The organism is Methanothrix soehngenii GP6 (assembly GCF_000204415.1).
Taxonomy (GTDB): Archaea; Halobacteriota; Methanosarcinia; order Methanotrichales; family Methanotrichaceae; genus Methanothrix; species Methanothrix soehngenii.
Genome location: NC_015416.1, coordinates 950,091 through 967,872 on the forward strand (window position 1 = coordinate 950,091; position 17,782 = coordinate 967,872).

Annotated in this window: 16 protein-coding genes; 13 read left to right on the forward strand and 3 right to left on the reverse strand. The window is 53.7% G+C overall.

The window, feature by feature from the left end:
- The first annotated feature begins 32 nt into the window (after positions 1-32).
- The 8 genes from iorA (at position 33) to MCON_RS04820 (ending at position 8,754) form a co-directional block, all read left to right on the forward strand.
- Entirely contained in the window at positions 33-1,784 is a 1,752-nt protein-coding gene (iorA, locus tag MCON_RS04785; RefSeq protein ID WP_013718888.1) for an indolepyruvate ferredoxin oxidoreductase subunit alpha, read from the forward strand.
- Positions 1,781-2,443, forward strand: a complete 663-nt coding sequence (locus MCON_RS04790) for an indolepyruvate oxidoreductase subunit beta (protein ID WP_013718889.1) — start codon at positions 1,781-1,783, stop codon at positions 2,441-2,443. The genes iorA and MCON_RS04790 overlap by 4 nt, the downstream gene beginning before the upstream one ends.
- The gene (locus MCON_RS04795; RefSeq protein ID WP_013718890.1) at positions 2,440-3,723 is read left to right on the forward strand and encodes a phenylacetate--CoA ligase family protein; all 1,284 of its coding nucleotides are present in this window, start codon (positions 2,440-2,442) and stop codon (positions 3,721-3,723) included. The genes MCON_RS04790 and MCON_RS04795 overlap by 4 nt, the downstream gene beginning before the upstream one ends.
- 124 nt (positions 3,724-3,847) lie before the next feature.
- Positions 3,848-4,984 (forward strand): hypothetical protein, encoded by a 1,137-nt coding sequence (locus MCON_RS04800; RefSeq protein WP_048131911.1) that lies wholly within the window; start codon positions 3,848-3,850, stop codon positions 4,982-4,984.
- Between the two features lie 401 nt (positions 4,985-5,385).
- Entirely contained in the window at positions 5,386-6,174 is a 789-nt protein-coding gene (locus tag MCON_RS04805; RefSeq protein WP_013718892.1) for an ABC transporter ATP-binding protein, read from the forward strand.
- A 113-nt stretch (positions 6,175-6,287) separates the two neighbouring features.
- The gene (locus MCON_RS04810; protein ID WP_013718893.1) at positions 6,288-7,295 is read left to right on the forward strand and encodes a mechanosensitive ion channel family protein; all 1,008 of its coding nucleotides are present in this window, start codon (positions 6,288-6,290) and stop codon (positions 7,293-7,295) included.
- Positions 7,296-7,327: 32 nt separating this feature from the next.
- Positions 7,328-7,738, forward strand: a complete 411-nt coding sequence (locus MCON_RS04815) for a VOC family protein (RefSeq protein WP_013718894.1) — start codon at positions 7,328-7,330, stop codon at positions 7,736-7,738.
- A gap of 20 nt (positions 7,739-7,758) precedes the next feature.
- Positions 7,759-8,754 (forward strand): phosphatase PAP2 family protein, encoded by a 996-nt coding sequence (locus MCON_RS04820; RefSeq protein WP_013718895.1) that lies wholly within the window; start codon positions 7,759-7,761, stop codon positions 8,752-8,754.
- Positions 8,755-8,780: 26 nt separating this feature from the next.
- Here MCON_RS04820 and MCON_RS04825 read toward each other — a convergent pair whose 3' ends face one another.
- Entirely contained in the window at positions 8,781-9,233 is a 453-nt protein-coding gene (locus tag MCON_RS04825; RefSeq protein ID WP_013718896.1) for a hypothetical protein, read from the reverse strand.
- Between the two features lie 272 nt (positions 9,234-9,505).
- Between MCON_RS04825 and MCON_RS04830 the strand changes: the two genes are divergently transcribed.
- The 5 genes from MCON_RS04830 to MCON_RS04850 all read left to right on the forward strand — a co-directional run bounded on the left by MCON_RS04830 (position 9,506) and on the right by MCON_RS04850 (position 16,499).
- Positions 9,506-13,543 (forward strand): Eco57I restriction-modification methylase domain-containing protein, encoded by a 4,038-nt coding sequence (locus MCON_RS04830; protein WP_013718897.1) that lies wholly within the window; start codon positions 9,506-9,508, stop codon positions 13,541-13,543.
- Positions 13,544-13,573: 30 nt separating this feature from the next.
- On the forward strand, positions 13,574-14,017 hold the full coding sequence (locus MCON_RS04835; protein ID WP_013718898.1) for a PIN domain-containing protein: 444 nt from the start codon (positions 13,574-13,576) through the stop codon (positions 14,015-14,017).
- Positions 14,014-14,226 carry a hypothetical protein gene (locus tag MCON_RS04840; protein ID WP_013718899.1) on the forward strand — a complete coding sequence of 71 codons (213 nt, stop codon included), beginning with the start codon at positions 14,014-14,016 and terminating at the stop codon, positions 14,224-14,226. Before MCON_RS04835 ends, MCON_RS04840 begins: the two co-directional genes overlap by 4 nt.
- A 215-nt stretch (positions 14,227-14,441) precedes the next feature.
- On the forward strand, positions 14,442-14,981 hold the full coding sequence (locus MCON_RS04845) for a hypothetical protein (protein WP_157863678.1): 540 nt from the start codon (positions 14,442-14,444) through the stop codon (positions 14,979-14,981).
- Between the two features lie 18 nt (positions 14,982-14,999).
- On the forward strand, positions 15,000-16,499 hold the full coding sequence (locus MCON_RS04850; RefSeq protein ID WP_013718901.1) for an RNB domain-containing ribonuclease: 1,500 nt from the start codon (positions 15,000-15,002) through the stop codon (positions 16,497-16,499).
- Between the two features lie 44 nt (positions 16,500-16,543).
- Here MCON_RS04850 and MCON_RS04855 read toward each other — a convergent pair whose 3' ends face one another.
- Both MCON_RS04855 and MCON_RS04860 read right to left on the reverse strand, forming a co-directional pair.
- Positions 16,544-16,876 carry a hypothetical protein gene (locus tag MCON_RS04855; RefSeq protein WP_013718902.1) on the reverse strand — a complete coding sequence of 111 codons (333 nt, stop codon included), beginning with the start codon at positions 16,874-16,876 and terminating at the stop codon, positions 16,544-16,546.
- 68 nt (positions 16,877-16,944) lie between these two features.
- Positions 16,945-17,769, reverse strand: a complete 825-nt coding sequence (locus MCON_RS04860; RefSeq protein ID WP_013718903.1) for a S16 family serine protease — start codon at positions 17,767-17,769, stop codon at positions 16,945-16,947.
- Between the last annotated feature and the right edge of the window lie 13 nt (positions 17,770-17,782).

The following is a 17,782-nucleotide window of genomic DNA, read 5'->3' on the forward strand; positions in this document are numbered from 1 at the left end:
AACGAGTAATTTCAGGCGAAGGTGAAAAGGATTTGAGAAGATTGCTCTCCGGCAATGAGGCCATAGCCCGTGGGGCCTACGAGGCCGGTGTAACCATCGGCACGGGCTACCCCGGGACTCCCTCCACCGAGATCCTGGAGAACCTGGCCCGGTACAGTCCGGAGGTTTACTGCGAGTGGTCGCCCAATGAGAAGGTGGCCTTTGAGGTCGCAGCCGGAGCATCCCTGGCCGGGGCGCGCTCCATTGTGACCATGAAGCATGTGGGACTGAATGTGGCTGCTGACCCCCTCATGACATTGAGCTACATCAGCGTGGAGGGCGGGTTTGTGGCCTGCGTGGCAGACGACCCGGGGATGCACTCCTCCCAAAATGAGCAGGACACCAGAAACTATGCCCGCTTTGCCCGGGTCCCCCTTTTTGAGCCGGCGGACAGCCAGGAGGCCAAGGATCTGCTCATGCTCGCCCTCTCCGTCTCGGAGGAGTTCAAGACCCCGGCCATCCTGCGCACCACCACCAGGGTCAGCCACTCTCGCAGCCTGGTCGAGCTGGGAGAACGGGAGCAGGCGAAGAAGGAGATCGGCTTTGTCAAGAACCCGCCCCGGTTCGTTCCCATACCGGTCTGGGGCCGGCCCATGCGCCAGAGAGTGGAAGAGAGGCTGAAAGGGCTGCAGGCGCTCTCTGAAAAGTCGCCAGCAAACCGCATTGAGTGGCGGTCAAAAGGCCTGGGAATCATCACCTCCTCCATCGCCTACCAGTATGCCCGCGAGGTCTGGCCGGAGGCCTCGGTTCTGAAGCTGGGATTCTCTTATCCCTTCCCAGACGCATTGATCCGGGAGTTTGCCCAAGGTGTGGACCGGCTGCTGGTGGTTGAGGAATTGGATCCATTCATAGAAGAGCACGTAAAAGCCCTGGGGATATCCTGCCAGGGGAGAGATTTCGTGCCGGGGATCATGGAGCTGTCCGTGGACCGACTGCTCCAGTCCAGAAGGCTGATGGATGGAGGAGAGGCCACCCGAAAGGAAGAAGATCCTTTCCGAGAGCTTCTTCCTCCCCGCCCGCCGGTGCTCTGCCCCGGTTGCCCTCACCGAGGGGTCTTTTATGCCCTCTCCAGGGAGGATGTGGTGGTCACCGGGGACATCGGATGCTACAGCCTGGGCGCTTTTCCGCCCCTGGACCGGATGGACAGCATCCTCTGCATGGGAGCGGGAGTCTCCATGGCTCACGGCATGGAGAAAGCAGGGGAGAAGAGAAAGGTGGTGGGCGTGGTTGGAGACTCCACCTTCTTTCATTCCGGGATCACGGGGCTCTTGGATATTGTCTACAATAAGGGCCACTCCACAATAATTGTGCTGGACAACCGCACCACTGCCATGACCGGCCACCAGGACCATCCGGGCACCGGCAGGACCATTGGCGGCGAGCCCACAGTCGCCGTCTCCATCGAGGATATCGGCCGGGCCTGCGGGATCAATCGGGTCAGGTCGATAGATCCCTACCAGCTGGATAACGCCAGAGAGGCGATCAAAGAGGAGCTGGCGGCTCTTGAGCCCTCTCTTATTGTATCCCGCGCTCCCTGCCCCCTGCGGGAGAGGAGACGGGTGGGGGCGATGAGAACCATCCTGGCGGAGGAGTGCCGGGCTTGCGAGCTGTGCCTCTCTTTGGGCTGCCCGGCGATAGAGGGAGTGGATGGGGTGATGAAGATCAATCAGACCCTCTGTGCGGGCTGTGGCCTGTGCGAACAGATCTGCCCTGCCGGGGCGATTGTCAGCCGGGAGGGAGTATGATCGAGAGGGTGGCGGAGAGGACAGAGGGAATGATGAACAAAGAAAGCAGGGAGAGAACGGAGAGCGCAGACAACCCGGACTCGAACGGCACAAAGAGCATCGTCCTCGTCGGCGTGGGCGGTCAAGGGATACTGCTGGCCAGCGAGATATTAGCCCAGGCAGCGATGATTCAGGGCTACCAGGTCAAGACCAATGAGGTGCACGGCATGGCCCAGCGAGGAGGCTCGGTGATGGCCCAGATTCGTTATGGAGAAGAGGTCAAGAGCCCCCTGGTCTCCAAAAAGGGCGCTCATATCCTGGGGGCGCTGGAGAAGGTGGAAGCCCTGCGGTACTGGGAATTTCTCCGGCCGGACGGCCTGGCCGCAGTCAGCAGCCAGGCCATTGTGCCGGTGACAGTCTCCTCCGGTCTTGCCCGCTACCCAGAGAATGCGGAGGAACTGCTGGCCAGGGCTTTTCCCCGGCTGGTCTATATCGACGCCCCGAAGCTGGCAGGAGAGCTGGGCGACAGCAGGGCAGCGAACATCATACTATTGGGGACGATATCCCGTGGGCTGGACCTCCCCCTGGAATCCTGGGAGGAGGCCATCGGCCTGTGCGTCCGGGAGAAGTTCCGAGATCTCAATTTGAGAGCATTTTCACTTGGCAGGAGCAAAGCATGACAGAATTGAGCAAATTTCACAATGAACCGATGGAGACGGCCTCCCGAGAGAGAATCACCCAGATTCAGTCCGAGCGGCTGAGGGCCATCGTCGGTCACGTCTATGAATCCAATCCGATCTACCGGCGTCTATTCGACGAGAAAGGCGTCCGGCCTGAGGATATCAGGACGGCAGAGGACGTGGTCCGACTGCCCTTCACCGGCAAGGACATCCTCAGGGAGAGCTACCCCCTGAATATGGCCTGCGTTCCCCGCGATCAGATCGTGGAGATGCATATGTCCAGCGGCTCCACCGGCACCCCGGTAGTCATGCCCTACACCCGCTCAGACCTTGATCAATGGGCGGAATGCATGGCCCGCTGCTACCGTATGGCCGGGGCGAAGCCTGGGGACCCCACCCAGATCACACCCCTCTTCGGCCTTTTCAATGGTGGCTTTGGCATGTATCATGGCGCTCGGGCAGCAGGACTGTTCGTGATCCCCGCCGGTCCGGGAAACACCGCCCGGCAGATCCGCCTGGCTCGAGATCTGAAGACCAGGGTTTTCACCGGAGTGGTGAGCTATGGCATCCGGTTGATGGAGGTGCTGGCCGAAGAGAAAGAGAGCCTGCCGGACCTGGAGATAGGCATCTTCGGAGCTGAGGTTTTCTCTGACTCCATGAAAAAGAAGATCTCCTCGGGCCTGGACATCGACGTCTTCGACATATACGGCATGACTGAGTCCGGAGGCGTTGGCACATTAGGCATGGACTGCCCGGCGCACGACGGGATCCACATCTGGGAGGATCAGTATATCCTGGAGATCATCGATCCAAAGACAGGAGAGCCAGTGGATGACGGAGAAGAGGGAGAGCTGGTCTTCACCTCGCTCACCCGCGAGGCGCTGCCCATGATCCGTTTCCGGACAGCTGACCTCACCCATGTCATATCCCGGGACAGATGCAAATGCGGCAGAACTCACATCCGTCTAGCACCGATAACCGGGCGAAGGGATGACATGCTGATTGTGAAAGGGGTGAACTTCTTCCCCAAGCAGATTGAGCAAACCCTCCTGGGAATACCGGGCATTGGCAACAACTACCAGATCATAGTGGAGGAGGAGGACGGAGTCAATAGCGTCCGGGTCAATGTCGAAGCCGAACCGGGAGTGACCGGCTATATGGTGGAAAAGGCTCTCAAAGAGGCGCTGGGATTCTCCCCCAAAGGAGACGTCTTCCCCCTGGGAGGCTTGCCCCGCCAGGAAGGAAAGGCAAAGAGGGTGTTTCATAACAGGATAAAATAACTCTTGTTCTCTTCCATGAGATTCAGATGAGCCTGATACAAGACTTAAGGCTAAATAGACACAAGTCCAGTCAGTATTCATTGAGGTGCAATAGTTGAGATTCAATTGCCTATGCTTATGTCTCTTGGCCCTGTTCATAGGGTTGGGAGTGGCAAATGGATATGATGTATCCATATCGCAGTCCATGGAGGTCTCCGAGACTGACTTCGATGAAGAATTCGTCAAGAGCCTGTTCGGGTTCGGCACCGAAGGTGGGGAAGGTTTCTGGTTTGGCCCGGAGTTCCAGGATGTCAGCACCGCCACCACCTTCTTTTCCGAGTTCTATATGGAGAGCTCTGTCCCAGTGGTCAAGACCTTCGCTCCGGTAAAGATCGATGTGACTCAAAATGTTCCTTCCCGGATATATTTCGGCAGCGGTAAGGGGATCGCATATACCCAGTACCAATCTACAGTGGCCGCCAGCAGAGGAAATGAGCTCTGGATTCAGAAAGGAGCTGACTGGTCCCAGTACGCCATTGTTCCTGCGGGATCCGGCATTCAGTTCATCGCCTTTGCCCCCGTGGGCGGCCAGGCGGACTACTATTGGATCCTTCAGAGCAACTCCCTCAACATCACCAGCAAGCGTCTGGACCTCTACCCCGGATACAACAGCCTGAACTTCAAGGCTGATGAGGTGGGCAGGCACATTCTCCTCTTTGTGCTCAATAATCAGCCCAGCAACGCCATCATCATCGATGTGATCAGCCAGGCCCCTCCAGCCCAGCAGACGGCAGTGGCAGCTGATATGCCACCATCCACCAACAACCCTGCAGCCTCTGGAGTGCAGGCCATGCAAACCGTACAGCCTACGCAGGCGGTGCAGATGCTCCCCGGAGCCACAACCAGCGTCATGCAGACATACAGCGGAACGGCCCAGCAGACCACCTCTGCCAGCAGCACCACTCAATACCCGGCTGCTGTGGCTGCAAAGCCTGCCGTGCCTGCAATTGTCGCGGGAGACACGCCGGTGACCATCCAGACCACCTTGAAGAGCTATGATGTCTATGTGGACGGAGTTCTCATTGGCAAAGAGGGAACCGGTGGCGATCTTCTGGATGGTGTCTTCAAGTTCAAGGTGGTGGGCGGAATGATCCACAACATCAGGATCTTCGATGGAGAGCACAACTACCCGAAGGATATTTACTTCGAGAAAGGAGTGCAGAAGATCATAAATGTGCCACCAGGCACCACTGTCTATGGAATAGTCACACCCTATCATTGACAGATGTCTAATTATTTATAACTTAATTTTTTTAAAAACTTGAGAAGTGGGCATCCTGATTTTCCACCAAGGAGATGTTAACAATAAATGTTATTTTTTCCATAATTAATATCATTTTCTGATACTGCAATTTTGCCACGCTAGCAGCTCATGATCTTGATTTTCGGAGATCAGCGCACAAATGATATATGATACCATAATCATCTATCATGAAATCCATTTACAATGAGATGTTTTTGCGAAATTCCATCCATACACCAACAGCTATTTATCCATAATAGATAGCATGAATTAGGAAATAGATATTAACAAAATCGATCACAGAAGAATATCTAGATGCGCTTCATCTGAGATGTGCGCCGCATCGTCTTAGATATCCGATATTCAAAGGAGGCAGCCCCTTGGTGGAAATCACGATCAAGAACCTCGTATTCGGCTACAACAGCCATAAGATACTCGATGGAGTAAACATCATTGTGAAAAGCTCAGAGATCTTGAGCCTGGTGGGGCCAAACGGCTCGGGAAAGACCACCCTTATAAAGTGCATGGACCGCATCCTTAAGCCCAAGGGCAGCATCCTCATGAACGGCCAGGAGATAGAAAGAATGAGCCGGCAGGAGGTAGCCAGGCAGATCGGCTATGTGCCCCAGTCCAGCTCCACCCCCCTGGCAACAACCGTCTTTGATACCGTCCTCATGGGCAGAAGGCCTCATATCGGCTGGAGGGTACAGGACTCAGACCTGGATAAGGTGGCTGAGGTCTTGGAGAGGCTGCATCTGGAAGACCTGGCCATGCGTGACTTCTCCCAGCTCTCCGGCGGCCAGAAACAGAAGGTGCTCATCGCCCGTGCTCTGGCCCAGGAACCGGCAGTCCTGCTCCTGGACGAGCCCACATCCAACCTGGATATGCTCCATCAGCTAGAGGTGATGGAGACGGTGAGCAGCCTGGTCAAGGAGAAGAAGATCTCCGCAGTGATGGCCATCCATGACCTCAACTTAGCCTCCCGCTTCTCAGATAAGCTGGTGATGCTAAAAGAAGGCAAGGTCTATGCAGCAGGAGAGCCGAAGGCCCTTCTTAATGAGGTTAATATCAGCCAGGTCTACGGCATAGAGGCCATGGTCATGAACGCTATGGGTCGGCCCTATGTAGTGCCGCTGCGCTCGCTGGCAGAAGCGGCTGTATGCGATTAGCTGTGTACAGCCGGAAAGGATTTCCATCCATTTTTTAGGTTTTGGTCAGCGGCCCGGGTAGGTGCATGGAATAACACAAACCTTTATGTATTGCAGATGTCGAAATCTGGTTTATGACCTTGCCCTTTGCAGATATTCCAGAGTTCTCCTCCCAATTAACCGGACGAGGTCCTGCAGAGGATATTATATCAATAATTAAATACATATATATACGTTATATTGGAAGCGCTCTGGCAGAGAACGTATGGTACATTATCTCGACCATCATATCCATATCTATAATTATCATCTTAACTATTTTAATCGCCCGGCTGGTCAATGGTCTGCTGGAGAAGCAGATCCCAAAAATTGTGGAATCCAGCCGGCTTGGCAAAGAGTTTGATGAGACCTCCCATGCCATGACCCGCAGGCTCATCGTCGCGGCGATATATTCCATCGGCTTTTTAATGACCATACTCCTGATCCCCTCCCTGAACAGAATTGCCATCGCCATGCTGGCCGGCGCTGGTGTGGCAACCCTGGCCATTGGTTTTGCCGCCCAGGACTCCCTCTCCAATATAATATCCGGGATCTTTCTGGCCATCTTCAAGCCGATGCGAATTGGCGACTACGTCGACTTCAAAGGCGAGTATGGCTATGTAGAGGATATAACTCTGCGCCATACGATAATCTGCACCTGGGACCAGAGGAGAATAATAGTGCCGAACAAGCTGATGGGCTCAGACTTCATTGTGAACTGGAGCATCGGCAATCCGGAGACCGTTTGGCCGGTTAATTTTGGAATAGGCTACTCATCGGATATCGATAAGGCACGAAGCATCATCACAGAGGTGGCCGAGAGCCACCCCCATGTTCTGAAGGAGAAGGGCATCAATGTCCGCCTCATCGAGCTGGGAGACTTTGCCATGAACCTGCGCCTGACCTTCTACGCCCCCAGCCGGGGGATGGCATACGATGCCGGGTGCGACATAAGGGAAGCAGTAAAAAAAAGGTTTGATGCAGAGGGAATTGAGATCCCGTATCCATATCAGAATGTCATAATCATGAAGCAGCCGGTCGAGGCATCATCTTGTCCAGTGCCGGAGAACGATCACTCTCAGGAAGAGGAGCAAGCCAATTAATCTAAATATAATGCATAAATAATGCATTTCGCATGAACCGAGTAGTCCATTTTGAGATACAGGCAGAGAATCCCGAGAGAGCAGCGAGCTTCTACCGGGAGGTCTTCGGCTGGCAGATCGATGAATGGCTGATCCCAAAAGTGAAGATCAAGGATGAGAATCGTTACTGGCAGGTTACGACCGGCAGTGAGGCTGAGCCTGGCATCAACGGCGGTCTCGTCTTCCGCCGCGGTCCTCCTCCGGCAGAGGGACAATCGGTCAACTCATTCATCTGCACAATAGAAGTTCCTGACCTTGACGAGCATATCGACCGGGTTATTCGGGCAGGGGGAAGGGTTGCAGTCCCCAAGATGCCAATTATGGGTGTCGGCTGGCTGGCCTACTGCCTGGATAGCGAGAAGAACATCTTCGGCATGATGCAGACGGACGAGATGGCGCAATAGGACAGAGATATTTTTGGAATATGATGGATACGGACCTCTCCATAATCCTATTCCTGCAGGGCCAGGACTGGGCCATCCCGATAATGAGATTGGCCACCTCATTGGGATCGCTGGAGTTCATGCTCCTCTTTATGCCCTTCCTGTTCTGGTGCTGGGATGCAAAATGGGGCTTCAGGGTGGGACTGATGCTGGTCACGAGCCATGGGCTGAATTCTGCCCTGAAGATCGCTCTGCACGGCCCCAGGCCTTACTGGGTCGATCCCAATGTCCAGGCCTGGAGCACTGAACCCTCCTTTGGCATGCCCTCCGGGCACGCCCAGAATGCCGTCTCCATCTGGGGCCTGACCGCACAACTCATCCACAAGCGTTGGGCCTATCTCCTGGCCGCTGGCACCTGCTTATTAATCGGTCTCTCTCGAGCCTATCTGGGGGTCCACTTCCTGGGAGATGTGCTTGTAGGCTGGGGCGTGGGTGCAGTGCTTCTGGGCTCATCCATCAAGGCAATGCCAGTTATGGAGGAGAAGATCGGAAGAATGAATCTGAAAGGCCAGATCCTGCTCGCCGCCCTAGCCTCTTTCGCCATCATCGCCCTTTATCTCCTGGGCCTGGCCGGCACGGGTGCCTGGCAGATGCCCTCTGCCTGGGAGGCCAATGCTCTGGCTGCAACTGGAGAGCCCATCGATCCAGTCAGCCCGGTTGATGCATTCTGTGCTGCAGGGATGATGCTTGGTATCTCTTCTGGCTATGCTATTTTAAAGAGGAGAGGAGGCTTCTTGGCAGACGGTCCACTATCCAGGCGTCTGGTCCGCTATCTTCTGGGAATGATAGGAGTGGTCCTGATCTGGTATGGATTGAAAGAGGCGATGCAGATAGAGGCAGCCGACTGGGCCCTCGACTACATTAGGAGCATGCTGGCAGGGCTCTGGGTCACACTGGGGGCGCCATTGATGTTCATCGGCCTTGGCCTGGCCAAAAAGGAACAGGTTGATGGGCAGAGTGCGGGCGGAGATCCATAATCCCTGAGCCGATTTTGATCAAATTCTCATCTCGTGCCGGACTCGATCTTGTTCAGGTTCAGGATGATATCCGCTGCCAGAATGTTGGTCAGGCCGTGGCGCTCGCAAATGTTCAGCACCCGGTGAAGCTCATCTCTCTGCATAGAGGCGGTGTTCTGAACGGCATAAAGCATTCCCTCGGAATAGCCCTCATCCTGAATGATATCGTGCATGTTCTCCAGAATAGACTGATCGAAGCTCATCCCGGTGGCCCCGATCTCCTCGATAGCCCTCTCCATGGCGCTGCTGTCCAGTGCCCGGCGATTTTTTTTGGATTCTCCTGCCTTCTTGATAAAATCGAGGGCCTCTTTGGAAATGCCCCGCAAAATCAGCTCGGAGGCTAGCTTCTTCAGTGTCTTCTCCTGCAGAATAGCTTCGGCTTCAAGGGCCCTGTAAGCCTCGGGGGTGATCTCTATTCTGGTATATTTTGTGCTGGGCATTTATCCGCTGCGCCTCGGTTTTCTCGCGAAAGTGCTAATATAATTATTCCTATTAATAGACTGCGATCATTTGCGGAAAAATTGTAGGGGAGGGACCGGCTCCGGCAGCCAACCCCACCAGACGATCATAATGGATTATCTCTTGTGCCTGGATAAAAAGTGTGCCGCTGGTGACTCTGGATAGCAGTCTATACGAAAGGGACAAATCGACTGGGAAGGTAAAGCTGATTTGAGATCATTCATCCAAAAGCTTTTCTTACAAGCGATGGTTAATGCAGATCGAGGGAAGCGGATTGGATGAAGCGGCAGAGGTCACCATTAAGGAGCACGTGTTCAACAACAGCAACCTTTTCTCCAACCATTACCTGGAGAACATGGTCCAGAAGTCCTCGGAGTGGGATGATGAATCCGGTCTTTTGGAGGCCTACACCAGGATAAAGGACAGATTCTTTGAGAAGGAGAAGAACTTTCCTCGGTATGTTGAGGCGGATCTGGAGCACAACTGGATTCGCCCGGTCTTAGACGCCCTGGGCCACCATTATGGCGTCCAGGAGAGCCTGCATCATGATCCCCTGAAGCCCGATTATGCCTTCTTTCCCGATGCTGAGGCGCTGAATGAGGCCTATTCCCAAAAGGGCTCGGATGACTTTTATAAGAGGTCGGTGGCCGTTGGAGATGCCAAGGCCTGGAATGTGGTTCTAGATAAGAGCCGTCAGGGAAGGGTGCTGCGGGAGATGACCAACCCCAGCTTTCAGATCGACAACTACCTGAGGGCAACCCCGCCCAAATGGGCGATCCTCACCAATGGCAGGCTGTGGAGGCTCTACCATGAGGACTCAAGCGTGAGCATGGACTCATATTATGAGGTGAACCTTCCCGATCTGATCGCCCGGATCGAAGAGACTGGTGACCTATCAATATTCAAGTATTTTTATCTCTTCTTCCGGAGGGAGGCTTTTCCCGAGACTCCACTCGGACCCTCCTTCCTGGATAAAATTCGGGAGGAAAGCTTAGCATATGCCCAGAAGGTGGGCGAGGACCTGCAGGAGAATGTCTACCGGGCGATGAAGGTCCTGGCGGAGGGCTTCATCTATGAGCCGGCAAACTCGCTATGGCCACTGACAGTTCCGCAAGATCAGGAGCAGATGCTCAGAGAGGTTCAGGAGAACTCACTCCGTCTGCTCTACCGCCTTTTATTCATCTTCTATGCGGAGAGCAGAAGGCTCCTCAAAGTAGACAACCGCCACTACAGAGAGATGAGCCTGCGTCGGCTGAAGGAGGAGATAGCAGGCAAGAAGGATCGAGGTGAAAAAATCCTCGCCATCCAGTCCACCTACTGGGAGAGCCTGAGGGATCTCTTCCGGCTGATCAATGACGGGAGCGAGGCCTTCGGCTACTCCAAAGAGGAGTTTTACATTCCGGCCTACAATGGAGGCCTGTTCGATCCGACCAAAAATCCATTCCTAAGAGAGAAGAGGATCGGAAACTCCTATCTGGCGGAGGCCATCGATCTGCTGGCCCGGTCCCAGGGAGAGAACGGCCCGGTCTTCGTCGACTATTCCTCTTTAGATATCCGCCATTTGGGATCGATCTATGAGGGCATTTTGGAGTACAGGCTGAACATCGCCACAGAATCGATGGTGGCGGTCAAGGAGAAGAGCAAGAAGGGAAAGGAGGTCTGGCTGCCGAAGAGAGAGGCAACGGGCAAGAAGGTCTCGGATAGCGTGGAGGCGGGCGGCCTGTATCTGGTGACGGACAAAGGAGAGAGGAAGGCCACAGGCTCCTTTTACACCCCTCAGTATATTGTAAAGTACATTGTGAAGAACACCCTGGAACCTCTCATCAAGCCCATGATGGAGGAAGCCTCGATGGATGCAGATCTCAGGACCGATTTGTTGCGAAAGCTGCTTTCCATAAAGGTGCTCGATCCGGCCATGGGCTCGGGCCATTTCCTGGTGGAGGCCACGGACTACATCGCCCGGGAGATCATTCATGCTCGTGAGATCGCCAGGCAGGAGGATGAGGATTCGGATGCAGTAGCGGAGAACGACATCCACTGGGCGAGAAGAGAGGTGGTGAGAAACTGCATCTACGGGGTGGACCTCAACCCCATGGCGGTGGAGCTGGCCAAGCTCTCATTGTGGCTCAAGACGGTGGCCTCAAACAAGCCGCTCAGCTTCTTGGACCACCATTTGCGATGCGGAAACTCCCTCATCGGCGCAGACCTGGAAAAGCTCTCCGTCCTGCCGGGCACGAAGGCCCAGGAGCCGCCGCTGTGGAGCTTTGGGTTGAAGAGCCATACGGACAGCCTTCTGCACAGATACAGCCTCATGTCCGCTCTGCCGGATGACAACCTTAAGATGGTGAAGTGGAAGGAGGAGCAGTTCAGGCAGATCAAGGAGTCGGAGCTCTCCCGGAGGCTGGCGGAGCTGGCCAATGTCTGGCTGTCCACGTTCTTTGGAAACAAGGTCAAAGAGGACGATTACTATGAGCTGCAAGGCCACCTCAGCCCGGAGAAGTTCCCTGACTGGGCGGGGCTGCGGAGCCAGGAGTGGTTCGTGCGGGCGCAGGAGATTGCGGAGGAGAAGAGGTTCTTCCACTGGGAGCTGGAGTTTCCGGAGGCGTTTTTAGGAGAGGAGCGCGGCTTTGACGTGGTGATTGGGAATCCACCGTATGTAAGGCAAGAATATTTGGGAGAAGATAAGCTCTATCTGCAAAACGAGTATAGATCTTATCAAAGCGCCGCTGATCTTTATGTTTATTTTATTGAACGTGGTGTTTTGCTGCTGAGACCTAGAGGAGTCTTTTCCTACATCGTAGCAAATAAATGGATGAAGGCAAATTACGGCAAGCCTCTACGGGTATGGATGAGAGAGCAGAGTTTGGAAGAGATAGTTGATTTTGGTGACCTGGCTGTTTTTGAAACTGCCACTACTTATCCATGCATTATACGCATCTCAAACTCATCTCCGAGATCGAATTTCAATGCGGCAAAAGTAGAGACGCTTGAGTTTCGAGATTTGGAGAATTACCTATCAAAACTACGCTATCACGTCAATTGCGCATCTCTAGGTGATGATAGCTGGTCACTGGCCAATGAGAATACTCAAAAAATACTTGATAAGTTGAAATCATCGGGCGTTCCATTAGGCAAATACCCAAGATGTAAAGTTTATAGAGGGATATTAACCGGGCTTAATAGTGCATTTGTGATTGGAGCGAAGGCAAAAGATCAACTAATTGCGGAAGATCCTAAAAGTGCGGAATTTATTAAACCATTTTTAGTTGGTAAGGATATTAAGAGATACGAACCACCTGCAAGCGATCAGTTCCTGATATTAATACCAAATGGCTGGACTCGCCTTAAATATCCCGAATCCGCAGACGTTTGGAGCAAATTTAGAGAAGATTATCCGGCAATTTGCAGTCATTTATCACCTTTTGCAGAATTTGGAGAAAAGAGGTACGATAAAGGAGAATATTGGTGGGAACTCCGTCCATGTGACTATTACGATGAATTTGAAAATCCAAAGCTCTTTTGGCCCGAAATTGCTGGAAGTGCGAGATTCACCTTTGACGCATCCAAGTTCTATGCTAATAATAAAGCCTACATAATTTCAGACAGCGACTTCTTTATATTAGCTCTATTAAATTCATCTCTACTCCGCATCTTTATTCACAGCGTATGCACTGACTTGCAGGGCGATAGCTTCAATTTTTCTGCTGCTTTTGTTGAACAGACACCCATCCGTCGCATCTCCTTCACCACTCCCGCCCCAGAGCGCGCCCGCCTGGCAGCGGAGCTGCAGCAGCTCTATGCCGAAGGAAAGCACGATGAGATCCTGGCCGGAGTGGAGTCATGCCTGCCCAGGGACGAAGCGGGCAACTTCATCACCGAGCAGGAGAAGTCGGATGTGGTGCACGATCTTCTCGCCTTCCTGGCGGAGAGGATGCTGGAGATGAACAAGCAAAAGCAGCAGGAGATCCGGGGCTTTCTGGACTGGCTGGAGGGCTATTTAGGGGCGAAGATTGAGGATCTCAAGCCCAAGACCGGGATCCTGAGCTACTATGATAGCGATTATGAGAGCCTGCTGGCGGTTCTTAAGAAGAACAAAAAGAAGCTGACGATCGACCCCTCCCGCCGGGAGCCGGGGGAGTTGCTGCGGTCGGAGTTCGAGGGGTCCAAAAAGAAGCTCGACCCATTGATGGAGAGGATCGAGAAGACGGATGAGCTAATCGATGCCGTGGTCTACAGGCTCTACGGGCTGACGGATGAGGAGATCGGGATTGTGAAAGGAAATTCAGCGTGAAGATGCATGTTACAGGAGAAGGAATATTCAATGGATCTGATATATCTTGATTACAATTGCTTTCAAAGAAGATTTGATGATACCAGCCAGATCAAGATCCAGCTTGAGGCTCTAGCCTGTGAAGAGATCTTTCTGAGAGCGGAGATTGAACAGATCCAACTGGCCTGGTCCTTCATGCATGAGGACGAGACCTTACTCTGCCCCTTTCCAAATAGAATGAATGTAGCTTTCATACTATCCACCCTCTGCAAGATCAGAATTGGACCTGATGATAAAATCTATGAGTGTGCTCTGGAATATCAGAGAAAATCCAGAATAACACCAAAAGATGCCCTCCATCTTGCATCTGCCAATTTCATCGGAGCCGATTACTTCTTAAGCTGCGACAACAGATTATTAAATCAGGCCAAGAGACTAGAACTGGAAATTGTGATCTCAAATCCAGTGGACTACATCAGATTGGAGGATATATGACTGAGAGGGCCAAGACGCTCGATGATGCTGAACTGAGACTCGTTGGGATAGATGCCTTGAATAAGGCTTTGGGTCCAGCCAAAGCGCTCCGATTCCTTGCTCTATTCCACCATGAACCTACTGATTACGTAGAGATCTCAAGAAGACTATATGAAAATCAGAACACAGAAGAGATATTTAAGAGGGCAAAAGAGCATTGGAGAGGCTAGTGTCCAAGCCTTGAACTATCCTGAAACTCTAGATTCGCTAATGCCCCGGACGCCTGACTGAAAAAACTGCACACCATACCTCCATTTTTCGAATCAAAGGCAAAGCGTCATTCTCCCGGTTCCATCCCGGCTGGAGAAAGCTTAAAAGTGATCAGAGCCAGAACATTCATTCATGATAAATGATGCGAATTTTGTTCAGGGAGGCGATATCTGCCATGACGGTTACTTTTGAGCCTCGCACCAGATTGATGCATCTGGAGGAGTATGTAACCAAGATCCACCTGAAGCTCCCCCCAGAGGAGGCAAAGGTGCAGCTCTTGAGGTGCAGGATCGTGGCCTACGGCCTGATCGCCGAGATCGGGGAGAAGGCATACAACAAAGCATTTGTGGACCAGATCTTCGCCCAGGCCTACCGGAACCTCTCTGAATCAACCGGTCAGGACCTGCGAGACCCCTTCTCAGATCCCTGCGCCAGCCAGTATCAGCTCCTGGATGAGCTGAGGTCCTATGGTCGGAGGGATCTGTCCGAGCCTTTCCTGAGATTCATCCGGGCGGAGTTCAAGAAGGCCTTCGTCCCCACCATGAGGCTATTGACCGACCTGTGTTCATCAGAGAATAAGTACTCCTGGGAGGAGGTAAAGCTGCAGCTCGTGGAGATCATGGACCACTTGGGAGTGGATGTGACCTGGGAGGAGTGCGAGGAGAAGCTGGAGAAGTATATGAAAAAGATAGGTGGAACAATTTATATCAATTGAGTTCTTTCGGAATAATTCATGATTACCAGGGGCAAAAGACCAGAAGCTCAGAACCGGACCATCTTGCAGAAAGTCGCCAGAGGAATAATGCTCATGCGGGGCCTTCAAACCGATTTCTCGCCGGAGTGCCTCTCCGAGCTCGCCCGTATCAACGGTCCAGCCAAGGCTGATGGCGCCCCCCATATCCGCGACCTGAGAGGGCTGCTCTGGGCCTCCATAGATAACGATGACTCCGAGGACCTGGATCAGCTTACCGTGGCCGAGCCCCTGGACGACGGAAAGGCCAGGATCAGGGTAGCAGTGGCAGACGTGGACAGCCTGGTCCACAAGGACTCTGCCATCGACCTTGATGCTCAGGCCAACACCACCTCCGTCTACACCGCCGCCCAGATCTTCCCCATGCTGCCTCTGAAGCTCTCCACCAACCTCACCTCTCTTAACCTAGACCAGGACCGCCTGGCGGTGGTGGTGGATATGACCGTTGCCCCCGACGGCTCGCTGGTCGACTCAGACGTCTACCGGGCGGTGGTGCATAACCACGCCAAGCTGGCCTATAACAGCGTGGCCGCCTGGCTGGAGGGAACTGGGCCCATGCCCCAAGCGGTTAGCGCCATGGACGGCCTGGCGGAGAACCTTCTCCTCCAGGATAAAGTGGCCCAGAATATGAAGAGCCTCCGCCATAAAGAGGGCGCTTTAAGCCTGGAGACCATTGAGGCCAAACCGGTCTTCAAGGGGGAGAGGCTCTGCGACCTTTTAGTGGAGGAGACTAACCGGGCCAAACAGATCATCGAGGACTTCATGATCGCCGCCAATGGAGTGACCGTCCGCTATCTGACCGAGCGAAATATGCCCTCCATTCGCAGAGTGGTGCGGGTTCCCAAGAGATGGGACCGGATCGTCCAGATCGCCGCTCAGCATGCCTTCAAGCTTCCCCCCAACCCCAGCTCAAGAAAGCTGGAGATATTCCTGAACATGATGAAGAAGAAAGATCCCCTCCGCTTCCCCGATCTGTCCCTGGCGGTAATCAAGCTGCTGGGAAATGGCGAGTACGTGGCAGAACTGCCCGAGACGGAGCCCATAGGCCACTTCGGCCTGGCGGTCAAGGATTACGCCCACTCCACCGCCCCCAACCGGCGCTATCCCGATCTGATCACCCAGAGGCTGCTCAAAGCAGCCATTGAGAATAAGCCCCTGCCCTACTCAATACGTGAGCTGGACCGTCTGGCCGACCACTGCACCAGGAAAGAGGATATCGTGGCCAAGGTGGAGCGGCAGGTGAGCAAGTCAGCTGCTGCACTTCTGCTCGAGCCGAGAATTGGGGAGAGGTTTAGCGCCATGGTCACCGGCTCATCGGAGAAGGGCACCTGGGTGCGGCTGCTTGACATTCCAGTGGAAGGGATGCTCAAAGGAAAAAGAAAGGGAATCGATGTGGGAGATGAGGTCACTGTAGAACTGATCTCGGTGGATGTGAATCTTGGGTTCATCGACTTCAAGCAGGTGGAGGATAGGATCAAATAGATCGTGATAACAAGATAGCCAGCTGAAGAATACTCTTCCCCTGCCTACTCCTCCTGCACGGGAACCTTCACCGATTCCGCCTCCGCCAGCATCTGTCCCGGGTAGATAAGATCGTGCAGTTCGCGGTTGAAGCCGCTTGCTGTGGTATGGGCATCATAGATGCCGTAGAGCCATGGCAGGACGAGCCAGGCGAGGAGCAGGATCAGCAGACCTTTCAGATATTCGCCCAGGTATATCTGGCCCCCTCCGGGAATGAAGATGCTGATCAGAGTGATCAATCCAACGTTCTTCTTCATCGACTCATACAGGAGGATTTTCTGGCCCAGGTCCATCGATGCGACAGCATCCTTAATCATAATTCGATCCGATTCATCCATATGATCAACCCCAATATAGATTGTAGCACCTGAAAATAGATATTCCTATCCCCCTAAGTCCCAAAAGGTCAATCCTCAAAGAAATAGGGCAGAGCCTCATCGATATTGGAGACCTCGATCACATTCAGGCCCAGCTCCTCAAATGCCGCCTGGGAGATGTTCAGAGTTCTGGGCACATATTTGGACCTCATGATATCGAAGCCTAGATCGGTTGACCTGCGCTCAACCTGCCTCTCATAATAGATAACATCGGCCTGGCCCTCGGGGATCAAAAAGTACTTGTAGCCGGCATCTGACACCGCTTTTGTCTTTTCCAGCACGCTGCCGATCTGGCCTATGGATCCGTCCTCGTTTATGGTTCCGGTTATCACCGCATCCTTTTTGATATCCCTGTCCACCAGGGCGGCAATGGTGAGGATGGCCGCTGCCGCTCCAGCGCTCTCCCCGCCAATGAGCTGCGCTCTGGTGGAGGTGAAGTTGAAGACGAAATCCATATCCAGTTTGGCGCCGGGATAGCGGGACCGGGCAACGGCCACCGCCTTCTTTACGGCATATTGAACCTCGGGCTCGGAGAAGGGATTGGTGTCGATCAGGATGTCATTGCTGCCTGGAATCAGCCTCAGGTTCATCTTGCCCATGACACCGATCTCATCATCAGATACCGCCACTATCGGTATGCTCTTCTGGGCCATGGTGATGCTCCCCCCGGGAGGATCGCTCTGGCTGTAGACCGATAACCCCAGGGGGCCAGACAGCTCTCTTACCTCCTCCTTCAAGGCGGAGATCTCGCCCTCCAGGCTGTAGATGTAATAGGAGTTTGCCAGGGAGAGCAGGAGGAGAAATCCCAATGCTATCAAGAGTCCTGCATTGCCAGGTCCTGCATTGCTGCTCATATCCGGTCAGCTT

Excerpts from the sequence above, each read along its gene's own strand:
- MCON_RS04790 (WP_013718889.1), top strand. The coding sequence starts at position 1,781 with ATGATCGAGAGGGTGGCGGAGAGGACAGAGGGAATGATGAACAAAGAA.
- MCON_RS04850 (WP_013718901.1), top strand. The coding sequence starts at position 15,000 with ATGATTACCAGGGGCAAAAGACCAGAAGCTCAGAACCGGACCATCTTG.
- MCON_RS04840 (WP_013718899.1), top strand. The coding sequence starts at position 14,014 with ATGACTGAGAGGGCCAAGACGCTCGATGATGCTGAACTGAGACTCGTT.
- MCON_RS04815 (WP_013718894.1), top strand. The coding sequence starts at position 7,328 with ATGAACCGAGTAGTCCATTTTGAGATACAGGCAGAGAATCCCGAGAGA.
- MCON_RS04860 (WP_013718903.1), bottom strand. The coding sequence starts at position 17,769 with ATGAGCAGCAATGCAGGACCTGGCAATGCAGGACTCTTGATAGCATTG.
- MCON_RS04855 (WP_013718902.1), bottom strand. The coding sequence starts at position 16,876 with ATGGATGAATCGGATCGAATTATGATTAAGGATGCTGTCGCATCGATG.
- MCON_RS04795 (WP_013718890.1), top strand. The coding sequence starts at position 2,440 with ATGACAGAATTGAGCAAATTTCACAATGAACCGATGGAGACGGCCTCC.
- MCON_RS04835 (WP_013718898.1), top strand. The coding sequence starts at position 13,574 with ATGGATCTGATATATCTTGATTACAATTGCTTTCAAAGAAGATTTGAT.
- MCON_RS04820 (WP_013718895.1), top strand. The coding sequence starts at position 7,759 with ATGATGGATACGGACCTCTCCATAATCCTATTCCTGCAGGGCCAGGAC.
- MCON_RS04810 (WP_013718893.1), top strand. The coding sequence starts at position 6,288 with ATGACCTTGCCCTTTGCAGATATTCCAGAGTTCTCCTCCCAATTAACC.
- MCON_RS04825 (WP_013718896.1), bottom strand. The coding sequence starts at position 9,233 with ATGCCCAGCACAAAATATACCAGAATAGAGATCACCCCCGAGGCTTAC.
- MCON_RS04845 (WP_157863678.1), top strand. The coding sequence starts at position 14,442 with ATGACGGTTACTTTTGAGCCTCGCACCAGATTGATGCATCTGGAGGAG.
- MCON_RS04830 (WP_013718897.1), top strand. The coding sequence starts at position 9,506 with ATGCAGATCGAGGGAAGCGGATTGGATGAAGCGGCAGAGGTCACCATT.